The sequence below is a fragment of the Kolteria novifilia genome, from assembly GCA_007748055.1.
In the GTDB taxonomy this organism is placed as follows: Bacteria; Planctomycetota; Planctomycetia; order Kolteriales; family Kolteriaceae; genus Kolteria; species Kolteria novifilia.
The window spans coordinates 2,468,202-2,485,136 of record CP036279.1; the positions used below are offsets into that span (position 1 = coordinate 2,468,202).

The 16,935-nt window shown below is 62.3% G+C and carries 16 protein-coding genes; 10 read left to right on the plus strand and 6 right to left on the minus strand.

Annotated elements, in window-relative coordinates; translation table 11 throughout:
• Positions 1–3: 3 nt before the first annotated feature.
• Positions 4–1,068, minus strand: coding sequence for a hypothetical protein (locus Pan216_RS09085; protein ID WP_145257687.1), 1,065 nt, complete (start codon positions 1,066–1,068; stop codon positions 4–6).
• Between the two features lie 133 nt (positions 1,069–1,201).
• Here Pan216_RS09085 and tnpA point away from each other — a divergent pair, with 133 nt between their 5' ends.
• From tnpA to Pan216_RS09100, 3 genes are all read left to right on the plus strand, one after another.
• Positions 1,202–1,555 carry an IS66 family insertion sequence element accessory protein TnpA gene (gene tnpA, locus Pan216_RS09090; protein WP_145257688.1) on the plus strand — a complete coding sequence of 118 codons (354 nt, stop codon included), beginning with the start codon at positions 1,202–1,204 and terminating at the stop codon, positions 1,553–1,555.
• A 2-nt stretch (positions 1,556–1,557) separates the two neighbouring features.
• Positions 1,558–1,950: an IS66 family insertion sequence element accessory protein TnpB gene (gene tnpB, locus Pan216_RS09095; protein ID WP_145257689.1), complete on the plus strand. Its 393-nt coding sequence runs from the start codon at positions 1,558–1,560 to the stop codon at positions 1,948–1,950.
• A 425-nt stretch (positions 1,951–2,375) separates the two neighbouring features.
• On the plus strand, positions 2,376–2,966 hold the full coding sequence (locus tag Pan216_RS09100) for an IS66 family transposase (protein WP_419193661.1): 591 nt from the start codon (positions 2,376–2,378) through the stop codon (positions 2,964–2,966).
• 62 nt (positions 2,967–3,028) lie between these two features.
• On the opposite strand, the gene Pan216_RS09105 is transcribed toward Pan216_RS09100, so the two are convergent.
• Positions 3,029–3,331, minus strand: coding sequence for a transposase family protein (locus Pan216_RS09105; RefSeq protein WP_419193440.1), 303 nt, complete (start codon positions 3,329–3,331; stop codon positions 3,029–3,031).
• A gap of 329 nt (positions 3,332–3,660) precedes the next feature.
• On the minus strand, positions 3,661–4,122 hold the full coding sequence (locus Pan216_RS09110) for a glycine cleavage system protein H (RefSeq protein WP_145257692.1): 462 nt from the start codon (positions 4,120–4,122) through the stop codon (positions 3,661–3,663).
• Between the two features lie 201 nt (positions 4,123–4,323).
• Between Pan216_RS09110 and Pan216_RS09115 the strand changes: the two genes are divergently transcribed.
• Positions 4,324–4,713 carry an amidohydrolase gene (locus Pan216_RS09115; RefSeq protein ID WP_419193441.1) on the plus strand — a complete coding sequence of 130 codons (390 nt, stop codon included), beginning with the start codon at positions 4,324–4,326 and terminating at the stop codon, positions 4,711–4,713.
• 8 nt (positions 4,714–4,721) lie between these two features.
• Here Pan216_RS09115 and Pan216_RS09120 read toward each other — a convergent pair whose 3' ends face one another.
• Positions 4,722–4,943: a hypothetical protein gene (locus tag Pan216_RS09120; RefSeq protein WP_145257693.1), complete on the minus strand. Its 222-nt coding sequence runs from the start codon at positions 4,941–4,943 to the stop codon at positions 4,722–4,724.
• Between the two features lie 589 nt (positions 4,944–5,532).
• Here Pan216_RS09120 and Pan216_RS09125 point away from each other — a divergent pair.
• The 4 genes from Pan216_RS09125 (at position 5,533) to Pan216_RS09140 (ending at position 10,181) form a co-directional block, all read left to right on the plus strand.
• Entirely contained in the window at positions 5,533–6,963 is a 1,431-nt protein-coding gene (locus Pan216_RS09125; protein WP_145257694.1) for a flagellin N-terminal helical domain-containing protein, read from the plus strand.
• 326 nt (positions 6,964–7,289) lie between these two features.
• Positions 7,290–7,733, plus strand: coding sequence for a flagellar export chaperone FliS (gene fliS, locus Pan216_RS09130; RefSeq protein ID WP_145257695.1), 444 nt, complete (start codon positions 7,290–7,292; stop codon positions 7,731–7,733).
• Between the two features lie 1,103 nt (positions 7,734–8,836).
• Positions 8,837–9,805 carry a DUF1559 domain-containing protein gene (locus Pan216_RS09135; protein WP_419193442.1) on the plus strand — a complete coding sequence of 323 codons (969 nt, stop codon included), beginning with the start codon at positions 8,837–8,839 and terminating at the stop codon, positions 9,803–9,805.
• The gene (locus Pan216_RS09140) at positions 9,780–10,181 is read left to right on the plus strand and encodes a hypothetical protein (RefSeq protein ID WP_145257696.1); all 402 of its coding nucleotides are present in this window, start codon (positions 9,780–9,782) and stop codon (positions 10,179–10,181) included. Before Pan216_RS09135 ends, Pan216_RS09140 begins: the two co-directional genes overlap by 26 nt.
• A gap of 92 nt (positions 10,182–10,273) precedes the next feature.
• Here Pan216_RS09140 and Pan216_RS09145 read toward each other — a convergent pair whose 3' ends face one another.
• Positions 10,274–11,968, minus strand: coding sequence for a LamG-like jellyroll fold domain-containing protein (locus Pan216_RS09145; protein ID WP_145257697.1), 1,695 nt, complete (start codon positions 11,966–11,968; stop codon positions 10,274–10,276).
• Positions 11,965–12,570 (minus strand): sigma-70 family RNA polymerase sigma factor, encoded by a 606-nt coding sequence (locus Pan216_RS09150; protein ID WP_145257698.1) that lies wholly within the window; start codon positions 12,568–12,570, stop codon positions 11,965–11,967. Before Pan216_RS09150 ends, Pan216_RS09145 begins: the two co-directional genes overlap by 4 nt.
• A 441-nt stretch (positions 12,571–13,011) precedes the next feature.
• Here Pan216_RS09150 and Pan216_RS09155 point away from each other — a divergent pair, with 441 nt between their 5' ends.
• Both Pan216_RS09155 and Pan216_RS09160 read left to right on the plus strand, forming a co-directional pair.
• Positions 13,012–15,618 (plus strand): heme-binding protein, encoded by a 2,607-nt coding sequence (locus tag Pan216_RS09155; RefSeq protein ID WP_419193443.1) that lies wholly within the window; start codon positions 13,012–13,014, stop codon positions 15,616–15,618.
• Positions 15,619–16,060: 442 nt separating this feature from the next.
• Positions 16,061–16,771 (plus strand): class I SAM-dependent methyltransferase, encoded by a 711-nt coding sequence (locus Pan216_RS09160; protein ID WP_145257700.1) that lies wholly within the window; start codon positions 16,061–16,063, stop codon positions 16,769–16,771.
• Positions 16,772–16,935 lie beyond the last annotated feature (164 nt).

Genomic DNA, 16,935 nt, shown 5'->3' on the forward strand with positions numbered 1-16,935 from the left:
CGATCATGTCCTCGCGATGAGCGACTCCATGTGTTCGGCCAGGCGGATACCGGAAGCTTCGTAGTCCCAGTCGCGGTACTTCTCGGCGATGCGCTCGGCGCCCGCGGTGTACTCGTCGGAGCCGAGGATCATCTCCATCTTGCGGAAGATGTCGTTGGGTTCTGTCCCCGAGACGACCAGGCCGGCTCCCCGCTCGACGATGGGGGCGGCGCACATCTCTTGTTCGAGGCTCAAGGGGAAGTTGAGGACCGGTTTGCCACCGAGGATGAACGCGGCCAACGTCGCGTGATTCGCGTTGAGGATCGCGAAGTGGCAGTCGCGCCGGGCTTGGGTGATGTCGACGCGCTCTTGCTGGAAGTGGAGCGTTCGCGAGGCGTACTTCTGCTGGATCGAAGTGGAGATGCCGTCGGGATGGATGACGGTCGGAAGCTCGAGCCTATTGAGGAGTTCCAAGAGCGTGGGGAGCGACGCGAAGGGTTTCAGGTAGCCGAAGACCCTGCGGCGATCGCCGTGTGGCCAGGCGGGAGGAGCACCCGGGACCAGCGGCGAAAGCCCCCAGTAGGTGGCGCCCGCGCGATCCTGGTAGTGGTCCATTTCCTGGAAGGTGATGAGGATGCGATCGTCGAGGTCGGCGTAGAGCTGGGCAAGGTACTCGAGGGGTGGGCTGCCGAAGCGGTCGAGGACCTCGTTGGCGTTGGCGAGGAGTCGGGCCTCGTCGGCGAGGAGTTCCTCGGGCGTGTGCGGCAAGCGCGGTTCGAGGACCGGAAAGGGGGCGATGGCGATCGGACAACTGAAGCCCGCGCCGATGGTGGCTCGCTTGGCGGGGAGGCCGCGAAGAGCGAGGAGTGCGGTGGGGCTGTGATCGCAGATCACGAGATCGGGCTCCACGAGCTCGAAGAGGTTGCGCCAGGCGGCGACGAGGGAGAAGAGTTCGCCGGGGTGATCGAAGCCGACGTTGTTCAGAATATGGGCGAAGGTGACGGTCTTCTCGATGGGGTACGTGGGCGGACTGCATTTGAAGTGAGCCTGCAGGTAGCGGATTCCGAGGCCGCCGAAGACCTTCTCCATCGCCTGCAGGTTCCGCGAGGCGAAGAAGACCTCCCATCCCCGCTCGCGCAGTGCCGTGAGCGTTGCAACGGTGGCGTCTTGTGGGTTGCGGTAGGCTTGGGTTGGTTGGCCCTGGTTTGTCGCGAGGCGGAAGATGCGAGTTCGTTGTGCGGAGAAGGAAGCGTATTGGCGGAAGGTCGTTCGTCGGCAAGAGGAGAGCGGGCAGAGCGTTCGACGGTTCTGCCGGGAAGAGGGGATCTCGGAGGCGTCGTTCTACGGTTGGCGGCGTGAGCTACAGCGACGCGATCGACAAGAGAAACGGTCGCCTGCGGTCGATGGCGGTGGGACGTGTCCGTCGCCGTTCGTGGCGTTGCGGGTGGTCCCCGAATCGACGAGCGTGATCGAGATCGTTCATCCCCGAGGCTACATCGTGCGGGCGCCGGCCCAAGTCGACAGCGACGCGTTGCGCAAAGTGCTTGCGGCCCTCGAGAGCGTCGAGGAGGAGTGAGCATGTGGTCGGTCCCTCATCAGGTGCGGATATTCCTGGCTCGGGAACCGGTCGACATGCGTAAGAGCTTTCATGGGCTCATCGCCTTGGCGGAGTCGGTGCTCGAGCAAGATCCTCTCTCGGGCCATTTGTTCGTCTTCATCAATCGCCGCCGGGATCGCCTCAAGGTGCTCTATTGGGGCGGCGTCGGCTATTGCATTTGGTATCAGCAGTTGGAGGAAGGAAGCTATCAGCTTCCCGACGCCCAGGCGGCCGACGACGAGGCCGGCCTCGAGATCACTGCCGGACAATTGTCACTCATTCTCGAGGGCATCGACCTCTCCTCGGTCCGGCATCGCAAACGCTTTCAAGTCTCCGATCAGCACCGTGACACGCCGTCGTCCCGTCGTTCGTGACTTCCCTTCACTCTTTCCCGAATGATGCTCGCCGCTCCGCGGAGCCAGGACGCGCCGCTGCTCCTTCGGATCGCCAGTCCCCCGTCGCGGCGGCGAGAGCCTGGAAGCCATGGGACGGCACGCGACCAAAACCGAGTTTTGTCTTCGGTTGTCCTCGGACCCAGGGTTCTTCGCTTGCCAATCTCGTTGGACGATCGACTCTGGCGTTCTCTTCGCGAGCGACAACGATGTCATGGTGATGGCAGCGATGAGGCGGACTCGCAGGCTTTCTCGTCATTCCGACGAAATTGCTGAAACTGCTCTGGCGCCTCCGACGCCGACGTGCTAGGGTGTCCCCGCGACAACTGAGATCGGTTTGATGGACGCCTTCGACGTGAACCTCCCCCACGATATCGACGCCTGCCACGAGTTGATCATCGAACTCGATCGGGAGCGCCGACGGCTACTTCCAGCGGCTCTACGACATCGAAGATCGCGCCCGTGACAGTAGTGTGTCACAACGCGGCGCCCTGCGGCAACGCGACGCCAAGCCGATCGTGACCGAGTTCCACCAGTGGCTGCTCGAGCAGCACGAGCGGGAGCTTCCGAAATCGAAGCTGCGCGCCGCCATCGCTTACATGACCAACCGGTGGCAGTCCTTCGCGTGCTATCTCGACCATGGGGCGATTCCCATCGACAACAACCGCACCGAAGCGGCGCTGAAGTACGCCGTCCTCGGCCGCAAGGCGTGGCTCTTCTTCGGCAACAGCCAAGGAGGCGAGACCGCCGCCACCTTCTTCACGCTGACCAAGAGTTGCAACCGCCATCACGTCGATCCCTTCGCGTATCTCCGCGACGTCTACACCCGCCTGCCGACCACCCCGGCTTCGGATCTCCCTTCGTTGCTACCCGACCGTTGGATCGACGAGCACCCCCAGCATCGACTCCAAGAGCGCGCCGACGAAGCCCGCCAACGAGCCGACCGCAAACGCGCCCGCCGAGCCCAACGCCGCGTCCCTGCCGCCACCCCCCGTTGATCGGTGACCGGTCCCCCATCGTCATCGGCTCCTGCTTCTCCCACACGCCACCGTTGCAACGCTCACAGCCAACTGACAAAACAGGACTGAAAGGCATCCGGTCGCAACGCCGCCAAGACCCGTCGGAAGACGTCCTTGGCCGGAATGCCGTTGGGAAGCTCGAGCGTCCCCAGCAGCAAGTCTTTCTTCATGCGCGCCCATTCCGCGATGCCGGTCGGGCCGCTCGCCCCCGCGAGCACGCCCATCACCGCGATCACCACCACGCTGATAAGCGGATGACGCTGATTGATCGTCGAGCGTGGATCTTCCAAGTCTTCAAAGTGGGTGATGACATCCTCAAGCGTTACCCGAACGTCCTTGCTCATCAGAACCTCTCCTTGCATGCTCACCATCCCTCGGGCCCATGCAAGACGTTCTACTCATCGCTCACCACTGGCGCAACCCTTCCTCGATTGCCCAATCCCCCGAAACTGCGCGCTGGCCCTGCTAGACAACCCCTGCGGGGTTGGCATTTTCAATCATCCGGTACCCAGGGTGCGCTGGCGCGACCCTGGGCTTCAATAGATAACGGCGTTGTCGTTGCCGGAGGTTGGAGGCGGCTTCGACAAATGGCGGCGTTGCTCTTAAGGAGGGGGGCTGGACGGACTGCCTGGATGAGATCTATCAACCGAATCCCTGAAAGCAATTTCTGGACTTACTCGTTCATCTGCTTCTTGATCAGATGCTGGGCGTCCTTCCAACCCGCGTTGACATGATCGAGATACTCTTGGGGCGTGAGAAGTTCCGAGTCGGTTCGGAGCGAGAAGAGCCAACCGTCGCCGTAGGGGAAGGTGTTGATCGCGGAGGGGTCTTGGAGGAGGGCTTCGTTGAACGCGACCACCTCGCCGGGGAAGGGGACATAAAGGCTCGAAAGGGCTTTCGAACTCTCGATCTCGCCGATCTCCTGTTTGGTGGCGACAGGCGTGCCGGGGTCGATCGACCAGTCGAGGAAGTAGACGTCACGGAGCAACCGGACGGAGTATTCGGTCAGGCCGACGCGATGGAGGTCGGGACTGACCGGGTCGGGAAGGAGCCACATGTGGTTGCGGGCGTAGCCGCGATCGGTCGGGAAGCGAGCCTCGGCGGTTCCCATCATGAAGACGAGTTCATCACTCAACGATGCGTGTCCTTTTTCGTCGTGTTCCCGAGCTCGCCTCGTGGTCGACGGCTTGCTAGCGCCGGCGCGAGACACTATCCTCGTCAATGGTGGCAGTGGGGCTCCCCCTCATCATCGAGCATAGCCGCTACGAGCGAAGGCCGAAAGCGGTCTTGAACTAGCCATGGAAAATCGAAGTCGAGTTCGAGTAGGGTGAGCAGCGTGGTGGAAGCGAATGACGTCGAGCGGCGGATCACCGAGGAACTCGCCCACGCCTGGATGGTGCGGACCTTCGTCAAGCACTCGCCCGAGGCCGAGGATTTTCCCGAATTGATGCAGGTCGTCCGAACGATCTTCGATTGCTCGCGAGCGATCGAGGCTCGGGAGGGAAATCCCGAGGCGATGGTGGCGATGCTGAAAAAGAAGCTCTCGAAGCTGCGCCGCGCCGCCGAGCAATTCCGTGAGGATGCCCCGAAAGCCTCGACGCACACCAACTTCGTCCAGGCGGTGATTTCCCTCGATGCCTGCATCGCGTCGTTGGGCCGTCTCGCGGAAGTCGAGATCGCCAACTTGGCGGACTCAATGGGCTCGGCGGACGCAACTCCTTCCTGAACCGGGGCTTACTTGCCTTTCCAGAGCGATTTGACTTCGAGCTTCACCTTCGGCCGTTCGAGGATACCGTCTGTGCCAGGGCCGGTGATGGCGTTGGTTTGGAATCGCTCCAAGTTCTGATCGTAAAAGAGGATCCGATCGGATTCCGCTTCCCAGATCGCCGAGAGCCTGACCGAACGGGGCGCCAGGAGCGTGTATTCGATGCCGCAAGGGCGGTTGGATCGGCTCACGGTCGACTCCCAGAGTGGTGTATCGGGGTCGAGATCGGCCCGCGTGCAAAGCGTTTCATGCACAAAGGAACGAAGAGAATCAAAGGTCGGCAACTGAATCATCGGCGACACTATCCCTCGCGACGTTGGGTCCAGACTGGGGATGCCTTCATGGCTCCGTCTGGAGGATCGACTTGGGGCGAGGGACCGCTTGAGGGGAGCCGACCGGTCGGAGGGAATGAATCTTCATGATCCGTAGGGATTATGAGGATTCGATGAATCATACGCATTGGCGGGACATGACTCAGGCGATGCACGACCAAGGCGTTGACTGGGTGATTCGGAGTGGAGCGAATGGATTGATTTCGCGAGTTGCGCTGGATTTGAGCCGGGTTGGTTGACAGTCGCGTCGGAGTAACCAATATTCCATTGAAGCAGGATCATTTTGGTTGAGGTTCCGTCGGCGTCGAAAGGTCTCTTCGCCTGAAGAACCGGTGAAAAGGAGAGCAAAAGAGCGCGAAAATGGTGCGATCGGCACGGATATCGTGTCGTTTTGGGTTGATTAAGGAGTATTTCGGGCCGGATTTGGCCAACTTTTGGAGTATTTTCGATGAGCCAGCTAAGTATCAACACCAACGTTCCGTCTGTCGTTTCCCAGTTCAATCTGCAACGCAACTCGGACAAACTCAACAACACGCTCGAGTCGATCTCGACCGGCTTGCGGATTCGTTCCGCCAAGGACGGGCCGGCCGACCTCATCTCCGGTGAGACTTTGCGTCTGGAATTGACCTCCATCAATTCCGCGATTCAGAACAATCAGCGTGCCAACAACTTCGCCGCGACCGCCGAAGCGTCGCTCCGCGAGATCGGGTCACTTCTCGACGAAATCGAAGGCATCTTGGTCAACAGCGCCAACGAAGGCGTTCTCTCGCAAGAGGAACTCGAAGCCAACCAGGCGTCGGTCGACCAAGCCGTCCTCAGTATCAACCGCATCGCGTCCTCGACGCGTTTCGCCAATCGCTCGGTCCTCGACGGCAGCTTCGGCTTCGAACTCAGTGGCGTCAACCGCTTCGATCAAGCCGGCACGCTCAGTGACGTCAACGTCCGCTTGGCCAACTTCAACTCCAGCGGCGACGCGATCTCGGTCGATGTCAACCTGACCGCGACCGCCTCGCAAGCGACCGTGACCCTCAACAACGGCGGAACCGCCTCGGTCGATTCGACGATCGAGATCATCGGCAACAGCGGCGCCGTCACGCTCAACATCGGTGCCGGCCAGTCCGTCGACGACGCGGTCAACGCCTTCACTGACGCGACCGGCGTCAGCTCGTCCAACGGTATTCTCACCAGCGTCGAGTTCGGCTCCAACGCGTTCGTCAACGTCAATAATGTGGTCGGTGCCCTGCTGACCAACAGCGAAGCCTCGGCCGTCGGCACGAATGTCGAAGGGACGATCAATGGTCAGGAGTTCGAAGGCGATGGCTTGCGAGCCACGCTGGCGACCACCAACTTGCAACTGGAACTGTCGTTCCAGGAGTCGGTGACCACGACCGGCGACGTCGGCAGCTTCTCCATCGAAAGCGGTGGGGCGTTGTTCCAACTCGGGGCCGAAATCAACCTCGCCCAACAGGTCAACATCGGCCTGGAATCGTTCCTGGCGTCGAGCCTCGGATCGGTCTCCGTGGACGAGGATGGCAACGCCCTCAATAGGACGCTGTCGAGTATCGTCACTGGTGGCGAGAATAGCATCCTGGCGGGGAGTGCCTCGATTGCCCAGGACATCGTGGCCGAGTCCCAACGGCAAGTGACCACGACCCAGGGCTTCCTCGGGTCCATTCAACGAAACACGATCGAGACGAACCTCAACAGTCTCTCGGTCGCGTTCGAGAACATCACCGCCGCGCGAAGCACGATCGTCGACGTGAACTTCGCACAAGCGACTGCGGAACTGACGCAGCAACAGATTCTGTTGCAGGCCAACGTCAGCACCGCGGCCATTGCCAACTCGAACCCGCAGACGCTACTTCAGCTTCTCGGGTAGTGATCACGCGGCGCTTTTCAGCCGGAGGGTCAGGCTCCTTTTCTCTCGAGACTCGGGGCCTGACCCTTTCTCTTCTCTTCGCGTCCGGTACGCAATGGTTGCTTCGGCGGAGAGGGTGATCTCGGCGATGGGAACGTCGCTCGGATGGTTCACGCTGTTGTTAGAGACGTTCTTCGACCGCAAATGGATTCGCGTTCTAGGATTGATGGGCGGGGCTTGCTCGCCGGCTCAATCCCCGACTTGCCGCTCTTTCGAGTGCGTCGCTTCGTCCTCGCGACCAGAAGAGCCCAAGTTCGCGACATGGACTATCTTGGACTGGTGATCGCATGCAACATCCCGCTTCGAACGCTTATCTTCAGAATCAGATCCATACCGCCTCGAGCGAAGAGCTACAGCTCATGCTCTACGACGGGGCGATCCGGTTCGCCCGATTGGCCCGGCGAGCCCTCGAGGAAAATAACCACGACGCCGCCCAGGCTTGGTTCGAGCGCGTCGGCGCGATCATGTGCGAACTGCACAACGGGCTGCGTCCCGACATCGCCCCCGAGCTCTGTGCGAACATGGCGGCGCTTTACAACTTCTGCCATACCCGTCTCATCACCGCCTCGGCCAAGATGGACCTGACGCTTCTGGATGAGGCGATCACGGTCCTCGGCCAGATTCGCGGCATCTGGGTTAGCTTGATGAACAAGCTCGCCGACGAGCGGCTCGGGGTCCCTAGCGAACCGGAACTGGAAGCCGTCGGCACCAGTTTCGCGATGCAGATGTAGCCGACGGTTCGCGATCAGGGACGGTCCTTCCCCTTAAACTCCTATTGCTCCCCCTTGTCCAAGGGGGGGATGGGCCGGAGTCAAGGGTAACAGGTGTTCGGGGACATGGGTAACACGTCCTCTTGATCCCCTCTCCCCGTGGGAGAGCGAGCCTCTTGTTCCCCTCTCCCCGTGGGAGAGGGGTTAGGGGTGAGGGGGTTCATCGTCGCGAATCACCCTAGATTTACCGAGCCGGAATCCCCTCACCCGTCTCGCTTCGCTCGCCGACCTCTCCCCATGGGAGAGGTGCCAAGAGATGACCCACCACGAGAACCGACTGGCGTTCGTGTCAGGCAATAGCCTGACCTACGGAACCTCTTGTACCCCTCTCCCCGTGGGAGAGCGAACCTCTTGTACCCCTCTCCCTGTGGGAGAGCGAGCCTCTTGTTCCCCTCTCCCTGTGGGAGAGGGGTTAGGGGTGAGGGGGTTATTTTCGCGAATCACCCTAGATTTACCGAGCCGGAATCTCCCTCACCCGTTTCGCTTCGCTCGCCGACCTCTCCCCATGGGAGAGGTACGGAAAGCCGTTGAGTAGCGCGGGGCTGGACTCACCACCTAGTTCTTGCCGCCCGCCGTCTCGTTCCCCATCCTGCCGCGGACGTTGGCGGGACGACACCGCTCGGGATAGACACGCGAAGGTCCGTTGCGTGTCTCCGGCAGGGGCATTGTCGGCCCACGGAGCGACACTCGAGAAAAAATCGGCAAAGGAGGTACCCGTTCGGTGATTCCGGCGCCTTAAGGGGCATAGATGGGTGGGGCCGTACCAGGGGCAACGTCAGCCTGCACCTCCTATCACTGGCTGTCCAGCGGCCAGTGGCACCCGGCAGGCCTGTGCACGCGTGGAACTATTTCAGCATGCCCACGCAATCGTGGGTCTTTCCCACATGCCCACGCAAGCGTGGAGCATGGTACCGGGATTGTTGGGATGGCCGGCACTGGGAATGTCGGGGCTGGCAAGGTACAGGGGGCCGGGGGCCCATCTCGTCGCTAGGCACGTCGAAGAGGCAATCACGTTCCGTTCGTGAATGGGGCCTCGTTTATTCATGATGAGGGGGAACTCCGCCGTGACGCACGTCAAGGGTCAGATGAGAGTCGGGTTCACGTTGGTCGAGCTTCTGGTGGTCATCGCGATCATCGGCGTGCTCGTCGGGCTGCTCTTGCCCGCGGTGCAGCAAGCGCGCGAATCGGCGCGACGCAGTCAGTGCCAGAACAATCTCAAGCAACTCGGGCAGGCGATGCACAACTACCACGAGGCCCACGGCATCTTGCCGTTCGGGGCGATGGGCGATCTCTCGCAGACGCCGGCTTGCTCGACGCCCGGTGGTTGTGAGTCGACCTGGATGGTGATGATCTTGCCCTATATCGATCAGCAGTCGCTCTACGACAAGTTCTCGCCGCTGATGGATACCACCGAAGCGAAGGAATGGATGCACACCAATGCCGGCAACGTGGTCGAAGCGGGTGTGCCGATCGGGACGCTCGTCTGTCCCTCCGATCCCAACAGTCCAAAGACGACCGCGCACTGGGGCGGGACGCACGACTACAACGACGGCTTTTGCGGCAACTACTCGATGTGTAACGGCGACACGACGATCACGACCGCCACCGACAAGGACCCCGGGTCGCAAACGGGGCTCTTCTTTCACTACAGCGGCATTCGCTTCAAGGATGTCTCCGACGGCCTGTCGAAGACGATCATGGGGGGGGAGCACGTCGCGGTTCGCGATTCGTCCAGCGAACGCGATTGGCGCGGGCGCTACTACCGCGGAAAGCATCTGGGAGTCTTGATCAGCACACTCGAGACGCCCAACACGCAGATTCCCGATCGGCTCATTCGCTGCGACAACAAGGACTACGCTCCCTGCACGTCGAATCAGGGGTCGGACAATGTCATGTACGCGCGCAGCGTCCATCCGGGAGGTGCGCACTGCATCCTGGCCGACGGGGCGGTCGAGTTCTTCTCGGACAGTATTGATCGGAGTCTCTTTCAGGGGTTGGGGACGCGCAATGGCTCGGAAATCACGTCGTACTAGTGCTTGCTCGTGGGTGGTGTTGGGGCTGTTGGGGCTCCTTGGCGGCTGTGGTGGCGGGGGGGCCGCCACCGTTCCGGTCGCGGGGAAGGTGACCTTTGGGGAGGCTCCCATTGAGAAGGGGCAGATCAACTTCTACCCCACTGATCGCGACGCTTCCGGTGAAGTGCTGGAGGTCGTCGGCGGGAAGTTTAGCGGCACGGTGTCGAAGGGCCCCAAACGGGTGTCGATCCTTGGCTTCAGCGAGACCGGGCCCGAGTTCGAGGGAAAGCCGTCGCTCGAGCAATTCCTTCCCACACGCTATAACCAGGAGACCGAGTTGACGGCGGAGATCCCCGAACAGGGGGATCGGGAGATGGTCTTCTCACTAAAGAAGTAGTGGATCCCGGAGGGGCAACGCTTCCTGCATGCCCACGCAAGCGTGAGTCTTATACGCATGCCCACGCAAGCGTGGTGCATGGCGCCCGGCTTTCAGTTGTTCGAGTTCGGACCGAGCGGCGCATCGGGTAGTCCGTCGCGTGGGTCGAGGTGGACCGTTTCGCCAGCGGGGATGACGAACTGATCGAAGGGGGGCGTCATCGAGTCGGGGACGGCGCCAAAGTAGTTCCGCCCCGAGCGGGCCCGCTCCAGGTGCTTGGCGATACTCCAAGGTGTCAATGGGTAGTCATAGACCGCCACTTCATCGATGACGCCCGAGAAGGGCTCGTCGTGAGTCTCGGGCATGTTGCCGATCGCGGCGCCGCCGGGGCCACCGCTGAGAATCCGGGTACCCGGCGGGTAGCTCTGGGAGCCGATGAGCCGGCCGTCGTAGAAGATCGCCTTTTCTCCTGACTGAGCGTTGTAGGTCGCCACCAGCGAGTGCATCGCGCCATCGGTCAGTTCCGCGACGGTGGGGCGGCCCTCGTTCCCGTCCAAGGGGACGACCATCTCGCCGTAACCGGGGCCGATCAGGTAGAGCCCGAAACAGAACGCCGGCCCGGAGTAGTCGGTCTTGGGATCGGCGAAGGGGAATTGCCTCTGGTCCTTGAACTGGAGTAGCAGCAGGAGCCGGTTCTCGTCGTTCTTGCGAAAGATGATCTCCCGGTTCCGCGCGGAAACCGCGATCGACTCGGGGTCCTCGTTGTCCCAGTTCGAAATGAAGAGCGACTCGATCGTCACCGCGCGATCAAGGGCGAAGCTCCCCGTGGCCAGCGCCGTGCCACCCCCGCTGCCTAGGGCGACGTACGCGTCCCGCGAGTTGTCGAAGGCGAGCGCTCCGGGGCCGACGAGCCCCTTCGCGGGGCGGACCCTCTCGCCGAGGACGCCGCCGACATCGCCGACTCGGTCAGCGACGCGACGGTCGCGGACGTTATCGAGCGGCCAATAGTGACGCGGCGAGTGGGAACGAGGAGTGACAGTCGCCTCGCCCGCGTGGACATGGAGCGTCGCGCTGCCTCGTCGAGCGAGGTCGATCGCGAGCTTGCCCTCTCGCGCCGCGATCGTCGAGGCGGGGAGGGTGATCCGCATCGTCTGGTTGGGGGCGAGGCTCCGTAGGATGAAGCGGCCAAACGCTGGCGTGATGCCGCCGGCACCCGTGAGCATCAGCTCCGTCGGGCCCTCCATCTCAAGAGTGTAGCCCGAAGTCGTCTCGAGCACCGCGTCGTCGGAGAAGCGAACAGTCACGTGACGAGGCAGCACCGCGCCGGGAGCGAGGTCCTCCTTGCTCGGCAGCAGGGTCGCGTGGCCCCGCGCCAATCGCGCGACGGGAGGCTCGGCGACGGGGCCGGGGATCAACGTCAGGATGCCCAGGGCCAGGCATGCGAACAGGCCGAGTAGCAACGTCAGTTTGACATAGGGTGTCCCGCGCGGCGATGACGCGGTAAGTGCCGGGGAGGTGGGCTCCGGCGTCGGTGAGGGCTGTTGGGGCACGGGCGGGTGCGTTGACGGATCCCACTCGAGGCGCTCATACGTGACCCGCTCGGCGACGAGCCAGGGAGAGGACGACTTCTCGGGGGTGACGAGCCGGCCTTGCTGATCGGTGAACTCGAGGTAGGCACGCCGGGCGCCGGGGTCTTGGAGAAGTTGTTCGAGTTCCTCGTGGTCCGCGGTGGTCGCCTCGCCGTCGAGAAGGCGTTCGGTCAGTTCGAGGACCCGGCGGCGCGTTTGCTCGTCATGCGGCGAACTCATGAGGAGGCTCTACCCGGCAAGTTTCTGCCGACGCACTCGAAGAGGGAGCGTCGGATGCGCTTGATCGCTTTGCGGATGGCGTGGATGCCGCGTCCGGTCTGCTGGCAGACCTCCTCGGCGGTGGCGTCGTTGGCGTAGTAGAGATCGATGAGCTCGGCATCTTGGTCCCGCAGCTTGGTTAGACACTGCTGGAACTGGTCCCAGCGATCCTGGAGGTGGCGATCCATCTTCGCCCGTTCGTCGGCGAGTTGCCTGACGACCTCTTCGCTGAAGACCATGCCTTCACGCTGTCGGCGTCGGCGGCACTCGCGGACGCGGTTGAACGCGACTTGCCGCGCCCATGCGAGAAAGTTGGTCCCTGGCTCGAACTGATCGAACTCGCGCCACATGACCAGACTGGTTTCCTGCAGGAGGTCCTCGGCGGTGACGCGATCGGTGACCAGTGAGTAGAGATACGCGAAGAGACTTTGGCGGTGCTGGTTGTATAGCTCGCAGAACTGGTGCGCGAGCATGCCGCCGCCACTCGGCCGGCGCAGCGTCGGTGCGGAGACATCGCTGGCGTCCGGCGGGGTGATTCGATCTCTCGGCAATAGCGTGGACACGGCAGCGTATGCTCTGGACTTGGCGAACTAGTGTTTGGTCACCGTCTCAGTCTCTGGTTGGCGTCGGACGACCCCTACCGTCACTGGCTGACAATTAGCCCGTGGCACCCCAAAGGATGTGAGGACCAACGCGCTGGGCTCCCGCCAGAGAGCCTAGCTCTAGCTGGTCGTGCCAGCGACGATCGCGGGACGACGACCCCATCCATCAATCAAAAAGAATAACCGAAGGTACCCATCGCTCGCAAGGCGCGCCTTAGGTTGGCGTCGGGGTGTGGGGGAGTTCTGATCGACGCTCCCACCTCGAAGGGACGCGGCATCGGTCCGGATATTGTCCGATAGGGCCGACCGATGCGACAATCTCACCGAACGGGTGTGGAGTGGCGGGTATCGTCCGCACCCTCGCGAATCATCACACGAACCCAATGTCGAGAACGGATCGTCATGAAGCAACTGCTTGCCATCACCGTCGCCACGTTGGCGACTTTCGTCGTCCATGGGAGTGGAGCACAAGCGGCCGAGCCGAAGAAAGAAGCTCGCACCACTCCCGCCGAGGAACTGAAGCTCCCCGAGGGTTTTAAAGCGGAGGTGGTCTACAACGTCCCGCGCGACCAGCAGGGCTCATGGGTGGCCCTGACGGTCGATGACCAGGGGCGAATCATCGCGGCCGACCAAGGCGACAAGGGCCTCTATCTCATCACGCCCTCGAAGCCGGGCGAGGGAGAGAAGGGGACCACGGTCGAGAAGATCCCCGTCGACATCAGCAACGCCCATGGCCTCCTTTGGGCGTTCGACAGCCTCTACGTGATGCGCAACGGCAAGGGAAGCGGCCTTTGGCGCGTCACCGACAGCGACGGCGACGGCAAACTCGACAAGTCCGAGCTAATCATGCCGCTGCAGGGAGCGGGCGAGCATGGCCCCCACGCGATCATTCTCTCCGAGGACGGGAAGAGCCTCCTCGTCTGCGCGGGCAACCACACCGAGGTTCCCGCCGACCTGACGAAGACTCGCGTCCCGACCAACTGGGGGGAAGACCTTCTCTTGCCGCGGCAGCCTGACGCCCGTGGGCACGCTCGCGGCCGAATGGCCCCTGGAGGCTGGGTGGCGAAGGTCAGTCCCGACGGCAAAGAGCGCGAACTGATCAGCACCGGCTACCGCAACGAATACGACATCGCCCTCGACCGTGACGGGGAGATCTTCACGTTCGACTCCGACATGGAGTGGGACTTCGGCCTTCCTTGGTATCGCCCGACGCGAATCAACCACGTCGTCAGCGGGAGCGAGTTCGGCTGGCGCAACGGCTCGGGCAAGTTTCCCGAATACTACGCCGACAGCCTACCTTCGGTGGTCGACATCGGCCCGGCCTCGCCGACGGGCGTCCTGTTCGGCTACGGCGCCAAATTCCCCAAACGCTGGGAAGATGCGTTCTACATCCTCGACTGGACCTACGGCACGATCTGGGCGGCCCACCTCAAGCCCGAGGGGGCGAGCTACACCGGCAACGTGGAGCAGTTCGTGGTTGGCAAGCCGCTTCCGGTCACCGACGGAGTGGTCGGCAAGGACGGAGCCCTCTACTTCGCCGTGGGAGGTCGTGGCACGCAGTCGGGGCTCTATCGCATCACCTACGACGGCAAGGACGACGGCACCGAGTCCTTCACCTCGATCAAGGAGAACCCCGATCATCAGTTGCGAAAGAAGCTCGAAGCTTTTCACGGCCAGGAAGACCCGGCCGCGCTCGAGAGCGCTTGGCAACACCTGAACCACTCGGATCGCTTCATCCGCCACGCCGCGCGGATGGCGATCGAGGCGCAGCCGGCCGAGTCGTGGCAGCGAAAGGTCCTCGACAAAGCCAGCTCCGCGAACCCCCAGCAACTCATCACCGCGATGGTCGCCCTGGCTCGGCAGGGAGATCCGTCGCTGCAAGCGGAGTTGCTTGGCAAGCTCGGCGAACTCGATTTAGCCTCGTTGCCGAAGCCGCAGTTGGTGGAAGCCCTTCGCGCGTACGCTCTCTGCTTCATCCGCATGGGCGAGCCGTCCGGCGAACTGCGTCAGCAAGTGATCGCGAAACTCGACCCGCTCTATCCCAACAGCGATTCGACGGCCAACAAGGAACTGGGCCGCGTCTTGATCTACTTGCAAGCCCCCTCGGCGCCCGCCAAGACGCTGGAGGTGATCAAGAACCTTCCGCCGCAGCCGAAACCGCAATGGCTCACGTCGCTGGCGCTCAACGACCAGTACGGGGAGCGGGCTCAGTCGATGCTCGACAACATGCCGCCGACCGATGGGGTCTACTACGCGTTCATTCTTCGGAACGCGAAGGAAGGGTGGACGCTGCCTTTGCGAAAGGAATACTTCCAGTATCTCGTGAAGGCCTCGAAGATGCCGGGCGGTCACAGTTTCGCCGGTTACCTCGAGAACATGCGCGAGGAAGCTCTGCGAAGCATGCCGCAGAACCAACGGGTCGCCCTCGGGGAGTTGATCACCGTCGATCTCTTTCCCAAGCCGGACTTCGAGGTCACCCCGCCGAAGGGACCGGGACGGGAATGGACCGTCGCCTCGGCGATCGACGCCGTCAAAAAAGTCGGCCTCAAGAAGCGGAACTTCAAGAAAGGCCGCAATCTCTTCCACGCCCTCAAGTGCGTGGACTGTCATCGCTTTGACGGCACCGGCGGCATGGTCGGGCCGGACCTCACCCCCGTCTCCGGCAAGTTCTCGCTCAAGGACATGCTCGAGGCGATCATCGAGCCGAGCAAGGTCATCTCCGACCAGTTCGCCTCCTCGATCGTCTTGACGGTTGACGGCGAGACCTTCACGGGCGTGGTGGTCGACATCGAGCCCTCCAACCCCGAGGCCGAATTGCTGATTTATACCAGCGACGTCAGCAAGCCGCCGATCAAGGTCGCGAAGGGGGACGTCGAGTTGATGAAACGCTCGCCGACCTCGCAGATGCCCAAGGACGTGGCCAATCAACTGAGCGATAAGGAACTCGCCGATCTGGTGGCGTACCTGCTCTCCGGCGGCAACGAGCGCTCGCCGATGTTCCGCAAGTAGGTCGCTCGCCGACGAATCCGTCCTTCCGCCCGTGTCCCTGCGATCGCTCGTGCGGACACGGGTGATTTTCATGGAACGCCCACCGAAGTCACGACAGTCGTCATCGTTGCCCGGCCAGCAGTTTGGCACTGGGTGCTCGTCCGCCCGTGTGATGACAAGATGCACCGCAAGCGGTGAACCAATGATCTTGGCTAGTGTTCTGTATGGTACGTTCATTGCCCAACAGACTCTTGGGTGCCGTGCCCACGCTCGCGGTGGGCATGCGGGAGACGCCTCTGATTCAGGACACTCCCGCACGATTGGTGAACGTGGTTTCAAGCGACGAACTTGCCAGTCAGGACAAGAGATTTAGGGTGCCAACGAGTCTGCTTGTCAGTCAGCGGCGACGAGATAGCGTGGTGACGGTCGTCGGGTTGTCGAAACGGATAGGGGGGAGTTTTCGATGCGAAAATCGTCGGTGGAGGAGATTCGCGAACGATTCGACAACGACGTGGAGCGATTCTCGAACTTCGAATCGGGCCAGTCCGCGACCGTCGACGCGCCGTTGGCGCTGTCGCTGGTCGCCGAGGCCGCGGCCCGCACCACTCCTGGGGCCAAGCACTTGGTCGACATTGGCTGCGGAGCGGGGAACTACACCCTCTCGGTCTTGAGGCAACTCCCCAATCTCGACGTCACGCTAATTGACCTTAGCTCCAACATGCTTCGCCGAGCTCAGGACCGCGTCGGGGCGGCCACCAACGGCACGGTCGTTACGCGACAGGCCGACATCCGCGAACTCGAACTGGGCGAGGGAGACGCCGATCTCGTCGTCGCGGCCGCCGTCCTGCATCACCTTCGCGCCGACGAGGAGTGGCGGGACACCTTCGCCAAGATCTATCGCTCGCTTCGTCCGGGCGGGTCGTTTTGGGTCTTCGATCTGCTCGACCACGACGCGACGCCGGTCCGGGAGATGATGAAACGCCGCTACGGGGACTATTTGACGGGACTCAAGGATGAGGCCTATCGCGATCACGTCTTCGACTACATCGAGAAGGAAGACACGCCCAAGCCGCTCGTGTTTCAACTCGATCTGTTGCGTGAAGTGGGATTCGTTCACCGCGACGTGTTGCATAAGAACGCCTGTTTCGCCGCCTTCGGAGCCGTGAAGGCGTAGGGCATACCTTCTTGTCCCGAGTGGCGTTTCCCGGACGTCGCCACGTGTGCCACCGATGGTCGGCGATCCTTTCCAACCGATCGCTACGCCTTGCTTTGCGATGACCCTTTCGGGTATGCTACATCCTCAGCTTGGTCACGATCCTCCCGCCTGAAGTCGATGCG